Here is a 17,846-nt window from a genome sequence, read left to right on the forward strand (position 1 = left end):
CAGCAGTCCAGCGGTATACAGCGGTTACGGCGTCAGAGTTCGAAGCGCGGCGTCGCGAGGGTGCGCTCCTCGCCGCCGACCGTGGTGGTCAGGCGCACCGTGGTCAGGCCCGGGGGCACCTCGTCGAAGACGAACCGGCCGGTCTCGGCGGGTGAGGTCGTGCGAATCGTCTCGACCTCGTCCCCTTGCACGAGCACGATCTCGGCGGCCGAGGTGTCGACCCATCCGTCGACGCGCCGCAGGCCGCCCGCGCTCGCTGTCACGTGCAGCAGGATGCTCGTCGTGCCGTCGCTGAACTGCAGCGTCAAGGCATCCGTATCGCCGCGCACTGCACCGAGGCGGTCTTCGATGAGCGTCAGCAGCGCGTACTCGTGGTTCAGGTCGTCGGCGGCGACGGCCGCGATCATCCGCTCGACGAGAGTGTCGGGCACGGGGTCGGCGTCGCGCCACATCGCCCGCAGCTCGGCGAACAGCGTGTCGTCGTCCTGAGCGCTCATGCGATCCCCTCCGTCCGAGGTGCGGTGTCGAGCAGCGAGCGCAGTTTCGCGAGGCACCGCTGCCGGGTCGGGCCGATGCTCCCCACCGGCATCGCGAGATCCTGGGCGAGACGGGCGTAGTCGGGGCGGTCCTCGAACGCGACCACGCGCAGCAGGCGCTGGCAGCGGTCGGCCAGGCGTCGCACCGCGTCCCACAGCCGCCGCCGCTCATCCGCGATCGTCGCCCGTTCCTCGGCCGAGTCCTGCACCGGCAGGAGCACGTCGAGGTCGTCGGCATCCGTCGTGTCGATGCGTCCCTGGGCCTTGCCCACGCGCCAGGCCTCGCGGCGGGCCGTCGTCGTGAGCCACGCCGACACCGCCTGCGGGTCGGTGATCGAGGCATGACCGCGCACCAAACGCATCCACGTGGTCTGCACCACGTCTTCGGCGAGGGTGCGCTCGAGTCCGTAGGCCCGGACGACATGCCATAGCACGGGCGTCATCAAGCGGACGAGCCCGTCCATCGCGCGACCGTCGCCCTCGCGCCATGCGTCGAACAGGTTCGCCGCATGCTGCCAGCGAGGGGGACCGTCGTCCGACGCAGGATCGAGCGCGGTGCCGGGAGCACCGTCGATCATGAAAGACATTGTGAGCACACCTACCAGGAGCACGGCAAGTGCTTTCTGATACATGACGCGATTGGGCGGAGTCCATCAATTCGGGGATGGGTTGCGGGGTGCGGGGTGCGGGGTGCGCACGTCTGCACGGAGCGCGCACGTCTGCATGGCGGCTCGGGCGGATGCTCCGTGCAGACGTGATTCGTCCGTGCACGTGAGCGGGGGCGGAACGGGCGGATGCCGTCGTGCCGGGCCGATACGGTGGAGGGGTGACCCTTCTCGCCGTCATCCTCTTCCTCAACGCCGCCTTCAACGCGATCGCGTGGCCGCAGTTCCTCCGCCGCGTCGCGAAGGACCCGCGCGCCAAGGACGCGAACGGCAGGGCCACGAAGTTCCTGATCGTGCACATCGTGCTGATCTCGATCGCGCTGACCCTCGCCCTGCTCTCGCTGCTCGCCGGCATCGCCGCGCTCACGGGCGCGCTCTAGGCCTCTTCGGCTGCCCGTCGAGACCCATCAGTGTCGTCGAGACCCATCATCCGCGACGTCGGTGGTGGTGGGCTTCGGCGGTGGCGTGGGGTTTTGGCGCCACGACCGAGCCGCAGACGGCTAGCGGATGCCGCGGCTCAGAGTTCGTAGCGGCGGGCGTGCTCGGCCCACCGTGCTTCGACGGGGAGGGCGCGCAGCGCGCGGTTGCCGATCGCCAGCATGACCGCGACCGTGCAGAGCCCCGCGCACACGAGGATCGTGTTCTGGCGACCGAACCAGGCGAGCCCGAACCCCGCGATCAGCGGTCCGAGGGGCAGCGCCCCCATGCCCAGCGCTCCGGCGGCGCTGTTCGCGCGCCCCAGCAGGTGGCTCGGGGTCGCGACCATGAAGTAGCCCATCATCCCGGCATTGAGCGCGGGCACGAGGAGCACCGCCGCGCCCAGCACGGCGATGATCGCCCACGGTTCGACCGTCCACGACAGCACGACGGTGGCGACGGCGATGACCGACAGGGCGGTGACGGTCAGGATGCCGGCACCGATGCGCGGCACCAGCAGCGGGGCGATCACGGCGCCGGCGAGCATCACGGCCCCGACGCCGGCGCTCAGCGCCCCGATCAGCAGTTCGGAGCGCCCGTCCTGCTGCAGCGCGTAGATCGTCGTGGTGATCGCCGCGTTGAACCCCAGGTTCACGATCGTCGTGATCGCGAGTACCCCGCCGAGATCGGGGCGGGAGAGCAGCCAGCGGAACGCCTCGCCCAGCTCGGCCAGCGCGCTCGGGCGGATGCCGGTGCGAGACCCCGGACCATCGGCGGCATCCGTGGCGTGTCGGAGCGCGACGCGCCGAGCATCTGCCCGTTCGTCTCCGTTCTCGCGCACCACCCCGCGTGCGACCGCCCCCGCCGCGCCGCGCGCGAGCGCCCCGGCCGTGGCGGCGGCGAGCACGTGGCACACCGTCATCGCGAGGCCGACGGCCCACCCGCCGACGCCGAGCAGCAGGCCGCCCAGCGGTCCGCCGGCGAGTTGCAGCGCGGCATCCCGTCCCTGATTGGCGGCCTGCGCGCGGCCCGTGGCGTCGTCGGGGACGAGTTCTTTGAGCGCGCTCTCGCCGGCCACGTCGAACAGTCCGCTGCGCGCCGCGAGCAGCAGATTGATCGTGAACAGCACGGCGACGGTGAGGGCGTCGGCCCGGGCGAGCAGAGTGAACGCCGTGGCCAGGGCGATGCCGAGCAGCGAACCCACGAGCATCAGCACGACCCGGCGGTGACGGTCGGCGAGCACCCCTCCGACGAGGGTCGTCAGCAGGCGCGCGACGAGGCCGGATCCGGCGATGATGCCCGCCTGCGCGGGGTCGTTCGTCACGACGAGCGCGAGGAGGGGGATCGCGAAGCCCGACAGTGCGGCGGCGAGGCCCTTGCTCGTGTCGCTCGCGAGCCACGTGAGATAGCGCGCGTTCCGCCAGAGGCGGTGCGGGGCGGTCGCGGTGGTCATGGGTCGATGGTAGATCCGCAAGAACAGTTGCGCAAGGAGTATTGCGCAACTTCGAGTGCGGATAGACTCGCCGCATGGCAGACGACGAGACCGGGACGGATGCCGAGTGGATGACCTCGGCGATGCTCAAGGCGTTCGCGAACCCGCTGCGCCGCCGCATCCTGCGCCTGTTCTCACGCCATGAGCACCTGCGCGCGGCCGACATCGCCGCCGAGCTCGACGTGCCGGCCAACGGCGTCAGCTTCCATCTGCGGGCACTGGCGGATGCCGGACTCATCGTCGAGGCGCCCGAGCACGCGCGCGACCGCCGCGACCGCGTCTGGACGAGTCGCAAGGGGGCGCTCAACGTCGGCGGCCCCGAGAGCCCCGTGGTCGACGAGGCGCTCGGCACGGCCGTGATCTCGGCGATCGCCGAGGAGCATCAGGACCTGTTCCGCCGCGTGATCGCGTGGACGCCCGAGTACGTCGCCGGACGAACGGCCGAGGTGCACGCGACGTTCTCGCAACGCACGATCCGGCTCACCGAAGCCGAGTTCGAGAAGGCGATGGAGCGGGTGAACGCGGTGCTCGACGAGGCGCAGAAGGCGCACGACGACGCCGACCCTGCGGGCCGCCATTGGCAGATCGACGTGATCGGCGCCGACGACACGATTTGAGGGGTGTCTCGGGGCTGGGGCCCTTCGACAAGCTCAGGGACCCAGTGTGTGTGGGGCCCTTCGACAAGCTCAGGGACCCAGTGTGCGGGACCCGGAGCCTGTCGAAGGGGCGAGGGGCTACGGCTTCGCGCGGCGGAAGGCGAGGAACGAGACTCCCGCGAGCACCGCGACCGCGACCAGCCCCCAGAGGGCGAGGCCGAGGGCGCCGAGGTCCATGATCGCGATGCCCACCTGACCCCAGAGCTCGAGGCGCGTGGCGAGGAACACCAGGCCGAGGAGCACGAGCGCCAGGCCCACGCTCACGATCGTGAGCACCATGGGGCCCCAGCTCTTGTAGATCGTCGCACCGGTGAACCCGAGCACGAAGAGGAACAGCGCCAGCGTGAAGTAGACAGTGAACGCGCCGAGCGGGCCCGCCTCCCACAGCCACGGCAGGTAGAACACGTAACCGTTGACGCCGTATCCGTTGGTGAGCGTCTCGATGCCTCCGCCGATGAGGAAGATCACGCCGAGGAACGCGCTGCCGAGGATCGCCGTGATGATCGTGCCGAGGAAGAACTCCCGGCGGGTGATGCTCATCGCCTGCGAGAACGGGAACGTCAGCGTCATGGCCGAGAGACCGATCGCGAAGAAGTACCAGAGCGGAGCCTGCCCGCCGCCGCCGTACTTGGGGGTGTCGACGGGGATCATCGCGTAGATGAGCACCGAGATCAGCACGGCGGAGCCGAGGATGATCAGCGGCACCCAGATGAAGGTCTGCCGGTTGATGAGCTGCAGGCGGACGACGTTGAGTGTGCGTCGCATCAGAGTGCCCCTTCCGTGACGGCCGAGGGGTTCCCGGCCTTCTGGGTGAGTCGGACGATCAGCTGCTGGAGAGAGACGGGCGCGAGGTCGAGCCGGAGCTCGGTGACCTCGGCGCGCTCGGCGGGCGAGAGGGCTCCGAGCACGGTGACGGATGCCACGCGCCCGAGCGCCTCGCGGTGGAGCACTTCGCGGTCGCCGACCCAGGAGTCGACCGCGGCGGCATCGCCGACGACGGTCACGGCGCGATCGCGCACGGCATCCGTGTCGTCGTTGAGGAGGATGCGCCCCTGGTCGATCACGATGACCTTCTCGATGAGGTTCGACACCTCGTCGATCAGGTGCGACGACAGGATGATGGTGCGCGGATGCTCGGCATAGTCCTCGATCAACCGGTCGTAGAAGATCTGGCGGGCGACCGCGTCGAGGCCGAGGTAGGGCTCGTCGAAGAACGTCAGCTCGGCGCGCGAGGCGAGACCGATGATGACCCCGACGGCCGAGAGCTGACCGCGCGACAGCTTCTTGATCGTCTGCTTCATGGGCAGCTGGAACTCGGTGATGAGTTCGTCGGCGAGTGCCTGGTCCCAGTTCGGGAAGAACAGGCTCGCGGCCTTGAACGCGTGCCGCGGGTAGGCGTCGTCGGGGTACTTCTGGCTCTCGCGCACGAAGCAGATGCGGCTGAGCACCCGGGCGTTCTCGTAGGGGTGCTCGCCGAACACGCGCACCGTGCCCGAGGACTCGAAGTTCTGAGCGGTGAGGATCGACATGAGGGTCGTCTTGCCGGCGCCGTTGCGGCCGAGCAGGCCGTAGATGTGGCCGCCCTCGAGCGAGAGCGAGACGTCGTCGAGCGCCCGGGTGTCCTTGTAGCGCTTGGTGAGGTTCTGCACCTCGATGACGGTGGTCATGCGGGGGTCTTCCCTTCTCGTGCGGTCGGGGTCTGGGCCGCGCGCTCGGCGAGCAGAGCGGCGAGGTCGGTGGCGTCGAGACCCAGGGTGCGGGCCTCGGCGATGAGCGGGTCGATGTAGCGGTCGGCGAAGGCCGCGCGGCGCTCGCCGAGGAGCTGTTCGCGGGCGCCGTCGGCGACGAACATGCCGATCCCGCGGCGCTTGTAGATCACGCCCTTGTCGGTGAGCATCGCGACTCCTTTGGCTGCGGTGGCGGGGTTGATGCGGTAGAACGCGGCGAGCTCGTTGGTCGAGGGCGCCTGGGCCTCTTCGGCGAGTGAGCCGTCGACGATCGAGTCCTCGATCTGTTCGGCGATCTGCAGGAAGAGGGGCTTTCCTTCTTCGATCACGCGTCCTCCCGGTGGTCGGTTGGTTACTTACATGACTAACTAACCCCCTAACCCCGCCTCGTGTCAACCCCGTTCTGTCGTCGCGTAGATTCGAAGGGATCCGTACAAACCGAAGGGCAGACCATGGCACGGCTTCAGGATGGGTGGGGCGACTCCCGCCTCACCGCACGCGACAAGGGAATCCCCGAGCGGGCGATCGGGATGACGGCGGCCGAGTTCCTCGCCACCGAGCCCCGACTGTCGGAGTTCTGGACGCCGATCATCGCGCTCGACGACACCGCGATGCGCGACAACCTCGCCGTCATGGCCGCCTGGACCGAAGCCCGTGGCCTGCAGCTCATGCCCCACGGCAAGACGACCATGGCCCCCGCGCTCTGGCAGCGCCAACTCGACATCGGATGCCCCGGCATCACCCTCGCGACCATGGGTCAGGTGCGCACCGCTCGCACCTTCGGGCTCGACAGCGTCATGCTCGCGAACGCCGTCGTCGACCCGCGCTCGCTGCGCTGGCTCGCGGGCGAGCTCGCCGACCCAGACTTCCGCTTCGTCAGCTGGGCGGACTCCCTCGCAACGGTCGACGCGATGGAGCGCGCCCTCCGCGAGGTGGGAGTGCCGCGCCGGGTCGACGTCTGCGTCGAGCTGGGTGCCGAGGGCGGCCGCACGGGCGCCCGGAGCGTCGAGACGGCGATCGAGATCGGACGCCGGATCGCGGCATCCGATGTGCTGCGTCTCGCCGGCGTCGCCGGCTACGAGGGTGCCCTGGGGCACGACCGATCGGATGCCGCGCTCACCGCCGTGCGCGCCTATCTCGCCGACCAGCTCGTCGTGCACGACGCGCTCGGCGACCTGTACGACGAGGGCGACGTGTTCGTCACCGCCGGAGGGAGCGCCTACTTCGACCTGGTCGCCGAGGTCTACGCCCCCGCGATCGCCCGCGACTCCCGCACCCGCTTCACGCTCCGCTCGGGCGCGTACATCGTGCACGACGACGGTTTCTACCGCGGCATCTCGCCCCTCGACGAGACTTACCCCGGCGCGGAGGCCGGCGGGGTGTTCCGCTCGGCGATGCGCGGATACGCGCGGGTCGTCTCGCACCCCGAGCCCGCGCTCGCGCTGCTCGACGGCGGCAAGCGCGACTTCCCCTTCGACGAGGGGCTGCCGGTCGTGCACGGATTCGCCGCCGACCTCGGTGAGGACATCGCGCCGTTGCCCGGAGCATCCGTCACCGCGATGAACGACCAGCACACGTTCCTGCGCGGGGCGGACGTCGCGATCGGCGACGTCGTCGCGCTCGGCCTCTCACACCCGTGCACCGCGTTCGACAAGTGGCAGGTGCTGCCGGTCGTCGAATCGGCGGAGTCGGACCGCGTCGTGGAGCTCGTGCGCACGTTCTTCTGAGGGCTCGTGCAGGGTGGGGCCCTTCGACGAGCTCAGGGACCCAGTAGGCGGCCCCGTTCGGGAGGAGTTCTCTCGTTGTGGCGGACGGTATGCGGCATCCGCTCCTGCGTTGCGTGAGATCTCCTCCGTTGCGGGGCTCGGGGTGCCCAGCGAGAACCCTGGGTCGCTGAGCCTGTCGAAGCGTCGCAGACCCCGCGTCAGTCGAGGTCGCGCGGAGTGCGGAACGCCGCCCTCGCCGAGATCGCCGTCGACGCCATGAGGCCGACGCAGAGCGCGACGGGGGCCCAGGCGAGTCGGTAGCCGGCGAGGGCGATGAGGGTGCAGGTCAGACCGCTGAAGAGCGTCAAGCTGATTCCGAGCGCGTAGGCGATGCGGGTGAACCGCGGTTGCGCGTTCGCTCCCAGCCACTCGTCACGGCGTCGCTCGGGGGTGCGGAGCCGCCACAGCGTGATGAGAGGAACGGCGAGAGCGAAAGCGACCGCGAGCGTGATGATGATCAGCTCGTTCCACTCGGCCATGGACTCAACATAGGGGCTTGTGCGGGGTGGGGCCCTTCGACAGGCTCAGGGGCCCAGTGGTGGGAAGGCTCAGGGGCCCAGTGGCGGGCGGGGCGCCGCGTACAGTGAACGGGTGCCGGAGTTCCCCTACAGTCGCCTGCGTCGCTGGCCCGATGTCGAGGCCGAGAACCTGCAGGCGTACGACGCGACCGACCTGCTCCTCGTGGACCGCGCGCTCGCGCTCGCCGCGGAGCGCGGCCTCGACGGTTCCGAGATCGCGGTCATCGGCGACGAGTACGGCGCGATCACGCTCTCGCTGACGGATGCCGGGCTGCGCGGAATCCGGGTGCATCAGGACCTGGCGACCGGTCGCCGCGCGCTCGCCCGCAACGCTGCCGAGCTGGGGATCGACGGATTCTCCGCGCACGAGCTCGCCCCGTCGCTGCTCGACGGCGCGCGGGTGGTTCTGCTGCAGTTGCCGAAGGCGCTCGCTGAACTCGAGGAGATCGCGGATGCCGTGGCCCGCTGGGCCGCGACCGATGCGGTGCTCGTCGCCGGCGGCCGGGTGAAGCACATGACCCTCGCGCAGAACGAAGTGCTCGGTCGCAGTTTCGGGGTCGTGCAGGCGCAGCGGGCCGAGCGGAAGTCACGGCTGATCGTCGCGTCGGAGCCGAAGGAAGTACCGGTCGTGTCGCCTTTTCCGGTGACGGCTGAGCATGAGGGGTTGACCCTCGTTGCGCACGGCGGGGCGTTCGCCGGGGCGAAGCTCGACATCGGTACGCGGGTGCTGCTCGACGTGCTCGGAGTTTCTCGGGGTGGGGCCCTTCGACAGGCTCAGGGACCCGGTTCCGGTGAGGGGCCCAGCTGGGTCGCTGAGCCTGTTGAAGCGTCCCCCACGAGTCCGACCGTCCTCGACCTCGGGTGCGGCACGGGGGCCCTCGCCGTCTCGTACGCGCTCGCGCACCCCGATGCCCGCGTGATCGCGACCGACCGATCCGCCGCGGCCGTCGCCTCCGCCCGCGCCACCGTCGCCGCGAACGGGGTCGCCGACTGCGTCACCGTCACCCACGACGATGCGGCCTCCGAGGTGCCGACGGCATCCGTCGACGTCGTGCTGCTCAACCCGCCGTTCCACCTCGGCGCGAGCGTGCACACCGGCGCGGCGACGCGCCTGTTCGAGGCATCCGCTCGTGTCCTGCGCCCCGGCGGAGAGCTCCTGACGGTGTTCAATTCGTCCCTCGGATACCGGTCTGAACTCACCCGTCTGATCGGCCCGACCGAACAGCTGCACCGCACGCCGAAGTTCACGGTGACGCGCAGCATCCGCCGCTCCTGACCCCACTCGAGACCACCGCGACACGCGCGTCGGGAATTCGCTAGATGCCCGAGCAATCCCCCGGTCAGCACGTGATTCTATGAATGAGCCGAAGAGCGGGATTTGCCCCTGACCGGCCATTTCGTTACGTTGGTCTGTGGGCCTGACGGCCCGAAGACCAGTCCGCGACCACGTCCTTCTTTCGATGAGCTGTGCTGCGAAGAGGCGTGGACGTACGGTCGTTGCTCTATCGCGGTGGATCCGAAATCCGCCGTCCGTGCCGCCACAGCAGACATGTCGAACGGCCTCGAGAGCATCACCCGGGCGTAACCGAAGCAGGCTCAGCCACCCGAAGGCGAGCCGCAGGGGAAACGTGTCCGAAACCGTTCTAGAAGCGCGCAATCTTTTCAAAGTGTTCGGCAAGAATCCGAACCAGGCCGTCCGCCGGCTGAAGGCGGGCGAGAGCCGCACGCAGGTCGCCGAGGCGGGAACCGCCGCCGTCATCGATGCCAGCTTCACCGTCAACCGCGGTGAGATCTTCGTCATCATGGGGCTGTCCGGCTCGGGCAAGTCCACCATCATCCGCATGCTCAACGGGCTGCACCCCGCCACCGACGGATCCGTCACCGTGAACGGCGACCCGATCACCGGCATCCCGGCGTCGCGACTGCGCGAGATCCGTCGCGACCGCGTCTCGATGGTCTTCCAGCACTTCGCCCTGCTGCCGCACCGCACGGTCGCCGCGAACGTCGCCTACCCGCTCGAACTCAAGGGCGTCGCCAAGGCCGAGCGCCTCGCGAAGGCCGAGGAGATCCTCTCGCTCGTGGGCCTCGAGGGCCAGGGTGAGAAGCTGCCCTCCGAGCTCTCGGGCGGAATGCAGCAGCGCGTCGGCATCGCCCGCGCGCTCGCCGCCGACAGCGACATCCTGCTGATGGACGAGGCGTTCAGCGCCCTCGACCCGCTCATCCGCCGTGAGATGCAGGAGCAGCTGCTCGAACTGCAGCAGAAGCTCCACAAGACGATCGTGTTCATCACGCACGACCTCAACGAGGCGATGTTCCTCGGCGACCGGATCGCGGTCATGCGCGACGGCCGCATCGTGCAGATCGGCACGCCCGAAGACATCCTCACCGACCCGGCGAACGACTACGTCGAGCAGTTCGTGCAGGACGTCGACCGCGCCCGCGTGCTCACCGCCGGCAACGTGATGGAGCGCCCGCGCCCCGTCGTCGCCGAGACCGCCGGGCCGCGCACCGCGCTGCGCCAGATGCGCGACGCCTACATGTCGGCGACCTACGTCGTCGGCCGCGACCGTCAGCTGGTCGGCATCGTGACCGACCGGGATGCCGTGAAGCTCGTGCGCAAGGGCACCGCCAGCCTGCGCGACATCATCAAGCCCGTGCCGCAGAGCGTGAGCGAGGACGAGATCCTGATGAACCTGTTCATCCCCTCGGTCGAGTCGCCGCTGCCGCTCGCAGTGACGGATGCCGCCGGTCGCCTCGCGGGTGTCATCCCGCGCGTGACCCTGCTCGCCGCCCTCGGCCCCGGCCCCGGTGCGACGGGTGAGCTCACGCTGCCTCTGATCCCGATGCCGCAGGCCGAGATCGATGCAGTGCTCGATGACGGATGGACGGCGGACCCTTCGACAGGCTCAGGGGCCCAGACCATGAATGAGGAGGTGCGCTGATGGACTTCCGCATTCCCCTCGGGTCATGGGTCGCTGCCGGCGTCGACTGGATCAAGGACAACCTCGACGGCTTCCTCGGTGGAGTCTCGTTCGTCGTCGCGTTCCTCGTCGACGGCCTGACGCGCGCCCTGCTCAGCCCGCACTTCATCGTCATCATCGTGATCGCCGCGCTCATCGCGTGGCTCGTGCGCTCCTGGCAGCTCGCGATCGGAACGGTGATCTCGTTCGGCCTGATCGTCGCCATGAACCTCTGGGTGCCCGCGATGCAGACCCTCGCACTGGTACTCGTCGCCGCGGTGATCGCGGTGCTCATCGCGATCCCTCTGGGCATCTGGTCGGCGCGCAACGCCACGGTCCGTGCGATCCTGAAGCCGATCCTCGACTTCATGCAGACGATGCCCGCCTTCGTCTACCTGATCCCCGCGATCGTGTTCTTCAGCATCGGCGTCGTGCCCGGACTCGTCGCGACGGTCATCTTCGCCCTTCCCCCGGGCGTGCGACTGACCGAGCTCGGCATCCGCGGAGTCGATTCCGAGACCGTCGAGGCCGGACAGGCCTTCGGCGCGAAGCCGGGGCAGATCCTCCGCGGCATCCAGCTTCCGCTCGCGATGCCGACGATCCTCGCCGGCGTCAACCAGGTCATCATGCTCGCCCTGTCGATGGCGGTCATCGCCGGTATGGCGGGCGCGGACGGCCTCGGAAAGCTCGTCGTCGAAGCCATCTCGACCATCAACATCGCCAAGGGTGTCGAGGCCGGCCTGGGCGTCGTGCTGCTCGCGGTCTTCCTCGACCGCGTCACCGCCGCACTCGGCACGCTCGGCCAGAACCCGTCGTCGCTGCTGGGCCTGATCGCCCGTCGGCGCGCGAAGCACCGGGTGACGGCATCCGCTTCTGCGCCCGCCGGTGCGACGGACGCGACGGATGCCGCCGACGAGGCCGAGCGCCGCGTCGCCTCGCCGCAGCGCACGCCCGTCGGCACCGTCTGACTTTCCCTCCCGCAGTACCCGCAACACAGCACACAACGCATACGTAACGAGAGAGACACACATGAAGAAGAAGTTCCTGACCATCGCGGCGCTCGGCGCCGCCACCACCCTCGCGCTCGCCGGCTGCTCCGGCGACGGCATGGGTGGCACCGGCAGCGGCTCGGGCGGCGGCGACGCCGGCTCGGGCGACAAGGGCACGATCACCCTCGGCTTCCTGCCCTCGTGGACCGACGGCCTGAGCACCGCCTACCTGCTGCAGGACCAGCTCGAGAAGATCGGCTACAACGTCGAGATGAAGACGCTCACCGAGGCGGGCCCGCTGTACACCGGTCTCGCCCAGGGCGACGTGGACATCTACCCGTCGGCCTGGCCCGAGCTGACCCACAAGTCGTACATGGACGAGTACGGCGACGACATCGAGGACCTCGGCGCGTACTACGACAACGCCAAGCTCACGATCGCCGTGCCGGAGTACTCCGAGCTGAACTCGATCGAGGACCTCGTCGGCAAGGGCGCAGAGCTCGACGGCAAGATCTACGGCATCGAGCCGGGCGCCGGTCTCACCGCACAGACCCAGAAGATGCTTCCCGAGTACGGCCTCGACAGCGAGTACGAGCTCGTCACTTCGTCGACCGCCGCGATGCTCACCGAGCTGAAGTCGGCCACCGACAAGCAGGAGGACATCGTCGTGACGCTCTGGCGTCCGTTCTGGGCCAACGACGCCTTCCCCGTGAAGGACCTCGAAGACCCGATGGGTGCCATGGGTGAGCCCGAGGCCCTGCACTTCCTGGGCACGAAGGGTTTCGCCGAGGAGTTCCCCGAGGCCGCCGAGCTGATCGCGCAGATCCAGCTCGACGACGCGCAGTACGGTTCGCTCGAAGACCTCGTCGTGAACGAGTACGGCGAGGGCCAGGAGGCCGAAGCCGTCGACGCGTGGCTCGAGGAGCACGGCTCGGACTTCGACTGGGTCGTCAGCTGATCTGACCCCGTCTTCTTCGCCCCGCGTGGGGGGGACTTCTCGCCGATGGGCGGAGGATTCTTCTCGAATCCTCCGCCCATCGGTGGTTTCTCCGCCCGGCTACGGTGTCGACGTGCGCGCTCAGGGGCCACCCGCCGTCACCCGGACGTTCGAATCGCCCACTTTGCAGCTTTCGGCGGGTGAAATCGGCAAAGTGAGCGATTCGAAACAGGTTGGAGGCCCCGACTCACCGCACCTTGCGGCGGTAGGCGAGCATCGCGAAGGCGTAGGCGACGATGAGGATGCCGACGCACCAGGCGAGGGCGACCCGGATGTCCGATCCCACCGGTTCCCCCGCGAACAGCGCCTGGATCGTGTTGACGATCGAGGTCACGGGCTGGTTCTCGGCGAACCACTGCACGGGGCCGGGCATGGTGTCGGTCGGCACGAACGCCGAGCTGATGAACGGGAGGAAGATCAGCGGGTACGAGAACGCGCTCGCCCCGTCGACCGTCTTCGCGCTGAGACCGGCGATGATCGCCAGCCAGGTGAGCGCCAGGGTGAACAGCAGCAGGATGCCGATCACGGCGAACCACGCCCCGATGCTGGCCCCGGTGCGGAACCCCATCAGGAAACCCACACCGAAGATGATCGCGAGGGTGATCGAGTTCGCCACGAGAGAGGTGAGCACGTGCGCCCACAGCACGCTCGACCGGGCGATCGGCATGGAGTGGAAGCGCTCGAAGATGCCGCTCTGCAGATCGGTGAACAGACGGAACGCCGTGTAGGCGATGCCCGAGGCGATCGCGATGAGCAGGATGCCGGGGAGCAGGTAGTTCACGTAGTTCTCCTGCCCGGTGCTCTGGCGCAGAGCCCCGCCGAAGACGTACACGAACAGGAGCATCAGCGCGATCGGGGTGACCGCCGTGGTGATGATGGTGTCGGCGCTGCGGAAGATGTGCCGCATCGATCGGCCCGTGAGGGTCGCCGTGTCGGCGACGAAGTGCGTGCTCATGCTGCGTCCTCCTTCGGGGCGCTCGGGCCGACGAGCGAGAGGAAGATCTCCTCGAGCGTCGGCTGCTTCTCGACGTACTCGACCTTCGCCGGAGGCAGCAATGCCTTCAGCTCGGCGAGCGTGCCGTTGGCGATGATGCGACCCTCGTGCAGGATCGCGATGCGGTCGGCGAGCTGCTCGGCCTCGTCGAGGTACTGCGTGGTGAGCAGCACGGTGGTACCGGTGTGCGCGAGCTCCTTCACGACCTGCCACACCTCGAGCCGCGCCTCGGGGTCGAGGCCGGTGGTCGGCTCGTCGAGGTAGATGACCTCGGGGTCGCCGATGAGGCTCATCGCGATGTCGAGTCGGCGGCGCATGCCGCCGGAGTAGGTGCCGACTCTGCGGCCCCCGGCATCCGTCAACCGGAAGCGGGCGAGCAGGTCGTCGGCGATCCGCCCGGTGCCGGGCAGGTGCCGCAGCTTCGCGACGAGCACGAGGTTCTCGCGTCCGGTGAGGATCTCGTCGACCGCAGCGAACTGGCCGGTCAGACTGATCGTCTCGCGCACCTTCAGCGGGTCGCTCGCGACGTCGTGTCCGCGCACGGTCGCCGTGCCGGCATCCGCCGTCAGCAGCGTCGAGAGGATGCGCACCATGGTGGTCTTGCCGGCGCCGTTCGAGCCGAGCAGGGCGAAGATCGACCCCGCCTCAACCTCGAAGTCGACGCCGCGCAGAACGTGAAGATCCTTGTAGGACTTCTCGATCCCGGTGACGGAGATGGCTGCGGTCATGACTCCTTCTCCTTGTCCTTCGCTTCGTCGACGGCCTTGATCAGGCGCGCCCGCTCCTTGTCGATCCACTGCTCTCCGCCGTACGACTGCGCGTAGGTCTCGGCGAACTCGACGGGGTCGTCGCCCACGATCGCGTCGATCGGGGTGCCGTCGATCGCGGCGCGCTCCCACAGGTCGGCGAGGCCCAGGAAGATCTGCACCAGGGTGTCGCCGTCGGTGATGCCGCCGTAGTACATCGAGTAGCGGTGCTGGGCCTTCGCCACCGAGCGATAGGGCTCGGGGAGGGCGTCGATCCGCTTCTGGGCGTCGCGGTACTGCTTCTTCTGCTCGAGCGATCCGGTGAGCGCTTCGATCCACTTCGCGGCCATGTCAGTTCTCCTCGTTCGTGTTCTTGTTCGTGTCGTTCAGTTCTTCGATCCGTCGGGCGAGCAGGTTCCAGGTCTTCCAGAACTCCGCCAGCTCGTGCGTGCCCTGCGCGTTGAGCGTGTAGACCTTGCGGGGCGGCCCCTTCTCGCTCGGCACCTTCTCGACATCGACGAGCCCGCGCTGCTCGATCCGCACCAGCAGGGCGTAGACGGTGCCCTCGGCGGTGTCGGTGAAACCGTGCTCGCGCAGGCGGGCGGTGATGTCGTATCCGTAGGCCGGCTGTTCGGCGAGGAGCGCCAGCACGATGCCCTCCAGGGTGCCTTTGAGCATCTCGGTCATCTGTTTGCCCATCGGACGCTCCCTTCTGTGTCGCGGTCGGTACTCAGTGATGCTGGGTACCGGTACAAAGTAACACTAGGTACCGGTACTTAGCAACACCGAATACCGACCGGATCGTCAGACCCGGACGCCTGCCTCGTTGTTGAGAAACGGGAAGGCGTCGATGGGCGCCGCAGCACCTCAATCGCTCCAGGGGGAGACATGAAGTTCACGAAGCTCTCGGCGTTCGCCGGTGCGGCGACGCTGGTGTCGCTGCTGTTCACGGGGGTGGCGGCCGCTCCGGATCTGCCGATCCGATCGATGTGACCTGCGGGGACGCCGAGGAGGGCACCGGCACAACTCCGGAGGTCCGGGCCGCGACCGGCCGGAATCCCGTGTTTCGGCTCCTTCGGCGGCTGTTCTTCCGGAGTGCTGAACGCCGGAGCCCGGCCCGTGCAGTGGCGATGACCGGAGTTCCGGTCGCACTTTCTGTCGGAATAGCCGCTTCAGAACGACAGAACGTGCGACGGGAGCGGTCCTCCGACGGATGCCGTTGACTACGCGCGGGTGAGGTGGAGGAGCAGGGCGTTGCCGGGGTCGAGCACGGGAAGGGGGAGGCCCTGCGCGAGCACCGCGCCGGTGACCGTGAGGTCGGATGCCGTGAGCCACGCCGGGTCGGCGACCTGGTGGCGGTGGGCGGTGCCGATCTCGTCGCGCACCCGCACGCGGTACGACGCCGCGGGGTCGAGGCCCGGGATCGGAACGCGCGGCGTGTGCGCCGTCGCGCTCGTCTTGGTGCGCACCCACGCGAACACGGCCTCGCCGCGGTCGGCGCTCACGACGCCGTGCAGCAGGGTGCCGGGGTCGACGTCGTCGCCGCGAACGGTGACGCCCGAGTGCAGCAGCGGGCGCAGCTCGCGGTAGAGAGCGGTCCACGCGGCGATCGCGGCGCGATCCTCGTCGGATGCCGTCGTCAGATCCCACTCGAGGCCCGCGTGCCCGAACAGCGCGGTCGCGGCCCGGAACGCGAACGACGCGTGCCGACCCGTCGTGTGCGAGACGGTCGGGCCGACGTGGGCGCCGACGAGCTCGGGCGGCAGCAGGGTCGAGGTGCCGCGCTGGATGCTCTGACGCTCGATCGGGTCGTTGCAGTCCGACGCCCAGACGCGGTCGGTACGGGCGAGGGTGCCGAGGTCGGTGCGACCTCCGCCCGAGGCGCACGACTCGATCTCGAGACGCGGATGCCGACGGCGGATCTCGTCGAGCACGCGGTACACGCCGAGCGTATGGGCGTGTACGCGGCGCCGTCCGCGCGCGTCGATCGAGGCGTGCAGGTCGCGGTTGTGGTCCCACTTGACGAAGTCGACCCGGGCGCGGGTGATCACGTCGTCGAGGCGCTCGACGATGTAGTCGACCACGTCGTCGCGCGAGAAGTCGAGGGCGAACTGGTGGCGCGAGGTGAGCAGCGGGTTCTCGCCGAGCAGCCAGTCCGGATGCTCGCGCGCCAGGTCGGAGTCGGGATTCACCATCTCGGGCTCGAACCACAGGCCGAACTCGAGGCCGAGGTCGTGCACGCGGGCCGACAGCGGGGCGAGCCCCTCGGGCCACACGTCGTCGTCGATGAACCAGTCGCCGAGGCCCGCGTGGTCGTCGCGGCGTCCGCGGAACCATCCGTCGTCGAGCACGAAGCGCTCCACGCCCAGCTCGGCGGCGGTCGTCGCGAGAGCCGTGAGCGTGTCGAGGTCGTGGTCGAAGTACACCGCCTCCCACGTGTTGAGCAGCAGGGGCCGCGGGGTCTTCGGGTGGCTCGGGCGCGACCGGACCGACGCGTGGAACCGCGCGGTCACGCCGTCGATCCCCTCGTCGCTCCAGGTCGAGAGCAGCTCGGGCGAGCTGTACGTCTCGCCGGGCTGCAGGCGCACCTCGCCGGCGTCGACGAGCTCGCCGCCGCCCAGCACGGAGCGGTGCACGCCTGCGCCCTCGGGCAGCCGCTCGACGAGCATCTCCTGGTTGCCGCCCCACGCGAGGTGCGCGGCCCAGACCTCGCCCGAGCGGAAGCGGAAGCCCTCGGTGCCGGTGAGGGTGACGAACGATGCGTCGTGCCCCGGGCGCCCGCGCCGCGACGACCGCAGCCAGGTGCCGTCGTGGATCGCGGCGCGCTGGGCGACCTTCTCGTTGGTCCAGCGCCCCGTGAAGTCGACGACCTCGGCGGCGCGCGCGGGCAACGGCAGAAGGGATCGGACGGCGGCGACGTCGACCGGATGCTCGGCGCCGATGTTCTCGAGCACGATGGCGGAGTGCAGCACGCCGGCGTCGTCGAGCGCGAACGTGAACGTCGCCTCGACGGTGGCGCGGGCATCCATCAGCACGAAGCTCGCGCTCGCGGCATCCGTCTGCACTGTTCGGGTGAGGGTGAAACCGTCGATCACAGCATCCGCCGCCGTCGCTTCGATCCCCGGGGTTCCGGACCAGCCGTGCGCGCGGCCGGGCGCGATCGAGAAGGAGCGGGCGATGTCGAGGGAGTTGTTCATCACCGCCGGCGTGGCGGTCGCGAGGAGGCCGGGGATGTCGGCATCCGTCAGCGGCGCACCCCAGTGCGCGATGGTCGGCGCACCGAACACGTCGGTGGTGAAGACGAGGCTGACGCCCGCGTTGTGGAGGTGGGTGGCTTCCCGAACGGCGCTGTCCGGCCCGGAGTTAATTGACAACATGAATTA

General features: G+C 69.2%; 19 protein-coding genes. 7 read left to right on the forward strand and 12 right to left on the reverse strand.

Going from position 1 to position 17,846, the window contains the following annotated elements:
- Positions 1–32: 32 nt before the first annotated feature.
- Together ACFY9N_RS00400 and ACFY9N_RS00405 are read right to left on the reverse strand one after the other, a co-directional pair.
- Positions 33–497, reverse strand: coding sequence for a hypothetical protein (locus tag ACFY9N_RS00400; RefSeq protein WP_391476162.1), 465 nt, complete (start codon positions 495–497; stop codon positions 33–35).
- Positions 494–1,114, reverse strand: coding sequence for an RNA polymerase sigma factor (locus tag ACFY9N_RS00405; protein WP_391476163.1), 621 nt, complete (start codon positions 1,112–1,114; stop codon positions 494–496). Before ACFY9N_RS00405 ends, ACFY9N_RS00400 begins: the two co-directional genes overlap by 4 nt.
- 248 nt (positions 1,115–1,362) lie before the next feature.
- Between ACFY9N_RS00405 and ACFY9N_RS00410 the strand changes: the two genes are divergently transcribed.
- Positions 1,363–1,581: an SCO4848 family membrane protein gene (locus ACFY9N_RS00410; protein WP_391476165.1), complete on the forward strand. Its 219-nt coding sequence runs from the start codon at positions 1,363–1,365 to the stop codon at positions 1,579–1,581.
- Between the two features lie 137 nt (positions 1,582–1,718).
- Here ACFY9N_RS00410 and ACFY9N_RS00415 read toward each other — a convergent pair whose 3' ends face one another.
- A complete protein-coding gene (locus ACFY9N_RS00415) occupies positions 1,719–3,071 on the reverse strand; it encodes an MFS transporter (RefSeq protein WP_391476167.1) in 1,353 nt (450 codons plus the stop codon).
- A 74-nt stretch (positions 3,072–3,145) separates the two neighbouring features.
- Between ACFY9N_RS00415 and ACFY9N_RS00420 the strand changes: the two genes are divergently transcribed.
- Positions 3,146–3,727 carry a helix-turn-helix domain-containing protein gene (locus ACFY9N_RS00420; protein ID WP_391476168.1) on the forward strand — a complete coding sequence of 194 codons (582 nt, stop codon included), beginning with the start codon at positions 3,146–3,148 and terminating at the stop codon, positions 3,725–3,727.
- A 117-nt stretch (positions 3,728–3,844) separates the two neighbouring features.
- Here the strand turns inward: ACFY9N_RS00420 and ACFY9N_RS00425 are convergent, their stop codons facing one another.
- The 3 genes from ACFY9N_RS00425 to ACFY9N_RS00435 are packed head-to-tail and all read right to left on the reverse strand — an operon-like array spanning position 3,845 to position 5,822.
- Positions 3,845–4,531, reverse strand: a complete 687-nt coding sequence (locus tag ACFY9N_RS00425; RefSeq protein ID WP_391476170.1) for a hypothetical protein — start codon at positions 4,529–4,531, stop codon at positions 3,845–3,847.
- Positions 4,531–5,433, reverse strand: a complete 903-nt coding sequence (locus ACFY9N_RS00430) for an ABC transporter ATP-binding protein (RefSeq protein WP_391476171.1) — start codon at positions 5,431–5,433, stop codon at positions 4,531–4,533. The genes ACFY9N_RS00425 and ACFY9N_RS00430 overlap by 1 nt, the downstream gene beginning before the upstream one ends.
- A complete protein-coding gene (locus ACFY9N_RS00435; RefSeq protein WP_391476173.1) occupies positions 5,430–5,822 on the reverse strand; it encodes a GntR family transcriptional regulator in 393 nt (130 codons plus the stop codon). Before ACFY9N_RS00435 ends, ACFY9N_RS00430 begins: the two co-directional genes overlap by 4 nt.
- Before the next feature lie 123 nt (positions 5,823–5,945).
- Between ACFY9N_RS00435 and ACFY9N_RS00440 the strand changes: the two genes are divergently transcribed.
- Positions 5,946–7,220 (forward strand): amino acid aldolase, encoded by a 1,275-nt coding sequence (locus ACFY9N_RS00440; protein WP_391476174.1) that lies wholly within the window; start codon positions 5,946–5,948, stop codon positions 7,218–7,220.
- A gap of 197 nt (positions 7,221–7,417) precedes the next feature.
- On the opposite strand, the gene ACFY9N_RS00445 is transcribed toward ACFY9N_RS00440, so the two are convergent.
- Complete coding sequence (locus tag ACFY9N_RS00445; RefSeq protein WP_391476176.1) at positions 7,418–7,738, reverse strand: hypothetical protein; 321 nt, start codon at positions 7,736–7,738, stop codon at positions 7,418–7,420.
- A gap of 112 nt (positions 7,739–7,850) precedes the next feature.
- Here ACFY9N_RS00445 and ACFY9N_RS00450 point away from each other — a divergent pair, with 112 nt between their 5' ends.
- The 4 genes from ACFY9N_RS00450 to ACFY9N_RS00465 all read left to right on the forward strand — a co-directional run bounded on the left by ACFY9N_RS00450 (position 7,851) and on the right by ACFY9N_RS00465 (position 12,684).
- A complete protein-coding gene (locus tag ACFY9N_RS00450; protein WP_391476177.1) occupies positions 7,851–9,053 on the forward strand; it encodes a class I SAM-dependent methyltransferase in 1,203 nt (400 codons plus the stop codon).
- 352 nt (positions 9,054–9,405) lie between these two features.
- Positions 9,406–10,719, forward strand: a complete 1,314-nt coding sequence (locus ACFY9N_RS00455) for a glycine betaine/L-proline ABC transporter ATP-binding protein (RefSeq protein WP_391476179.1) — start codon at positions 9,406–9,408, stop codon at positions 10,717–10,719.
- A complete protein-coding gene (locus ACFY9N_RS00460) occupies positions 10,716–11,705 on the forward strand; it encodes an ABC transporter permease (RefSeq protein WP_391478427.1) in 990 nt (329 codons plus the stop codon). Before ACFY9N_RS00455 ends, ACFY9N_RS00460 begins: the two co-directional genes overlap by 4 nt.
- A 61-nt stretch (positions 11,706–11,766) precedes the next feature.
- Complete coding sequence (locus ACFY9N_RS00465) at positions 11,767–12,684, forward strand: glycine betaine ABC transporter substrate-binding protein (RefSeq protein WP_391476181.1); 918 nt, start codon at positions 11,767–11,769, stop codon at positions 12,682–12,684.
- Between the two features lie 226 nt (positions 12,685–12,910).
- On the opposite strand, the gene ACFY9N_RS00470 is transcribed toward ACFY9N_RS00465, so the two are convergent.
- From ACFY9N_RS00470 to ACFY9N_RS00490, 5 genes are all read right to left on the reverse strand, one after another.
- Positions 12,911–13,678, reverse strand: a complete 768-nt coding sequence (locus ACFY9N_RS00470; RefSeq protein WP_391476182.1) for an ABC transporter permease — start codon at positions 13,676–13,678, stop codon at positions 12,911–12,913.
- Positions 13,675–14,445: an ABC transporter ATP-binding protein gene (locus ACFY9N_RS00475; RefSeq protein WP_391476183.1), complete on the reverse strand. Its 771-nt coding sequence runs from the start codon at positions 14,443–14,445 to the stop codon at positions 13,675–13,677. The genes ACFY9N_RS00470 and ACFY9N_RS00475 overlap by 4 nt, the downstream gene beginning before the upstream one ends.
- Positions 14,442–14,813 carry a DUF1048 domain-containing protein gene (locus ACFY9N_RS00480; protein ID WP_391476185.1) on the reverse strand — a complete coding sequence of 124 codons (372 nt, stop codon included), beginning with the start codon at positions 14,811–14,813 and terminating at the stop codon, positions 14,442–14,444. The genes ACFY9N_RS00475 and ACFY9N_RS00480 overlap by 4 nt, the downstream gene beginning before the upstream one ends.
- Position 14,814: 1 nt before the next feature.
- Positions 14,815–15,162 carry a PadR family transcriptional regulator gene (locus ACFY9N_RS00485; RefSeq protein WP_391476186.1) on the reverse strand — a complete coding sequence of 116 codons (348 nt, stop codon included), beginning with the start codon at positions 15,160–15,162 and terminating at the stop codon, positions 14,815–14,817.
- 524 nt (positions 15,163–15,686) lie between these two features.
- Positions 15,687–17,840 carry an alpha-galactosidase gene (locus ACFY9N_RS00490; RefSeq protein WP_391476188.1) on the reverse strand — a complete coding sequence of 718 codons (2,154 nt, stop codon included), beginning with the start codon at positions 17,838–17,840 and terminating at the stop codon, positions 15,687–15,689.
- Positions 17,841–17,846: the final 6 nt, after the last annotated feature.

The sequence above is a fragment of the Microbacterium sp. NPDC008134 genome (assembly GCF_042957055.1).
Lineage (GTDB): Bacteria > Actinomycetota > Actinomycetes > Actinomycetales > Microbacteriaceae > Microbacterium.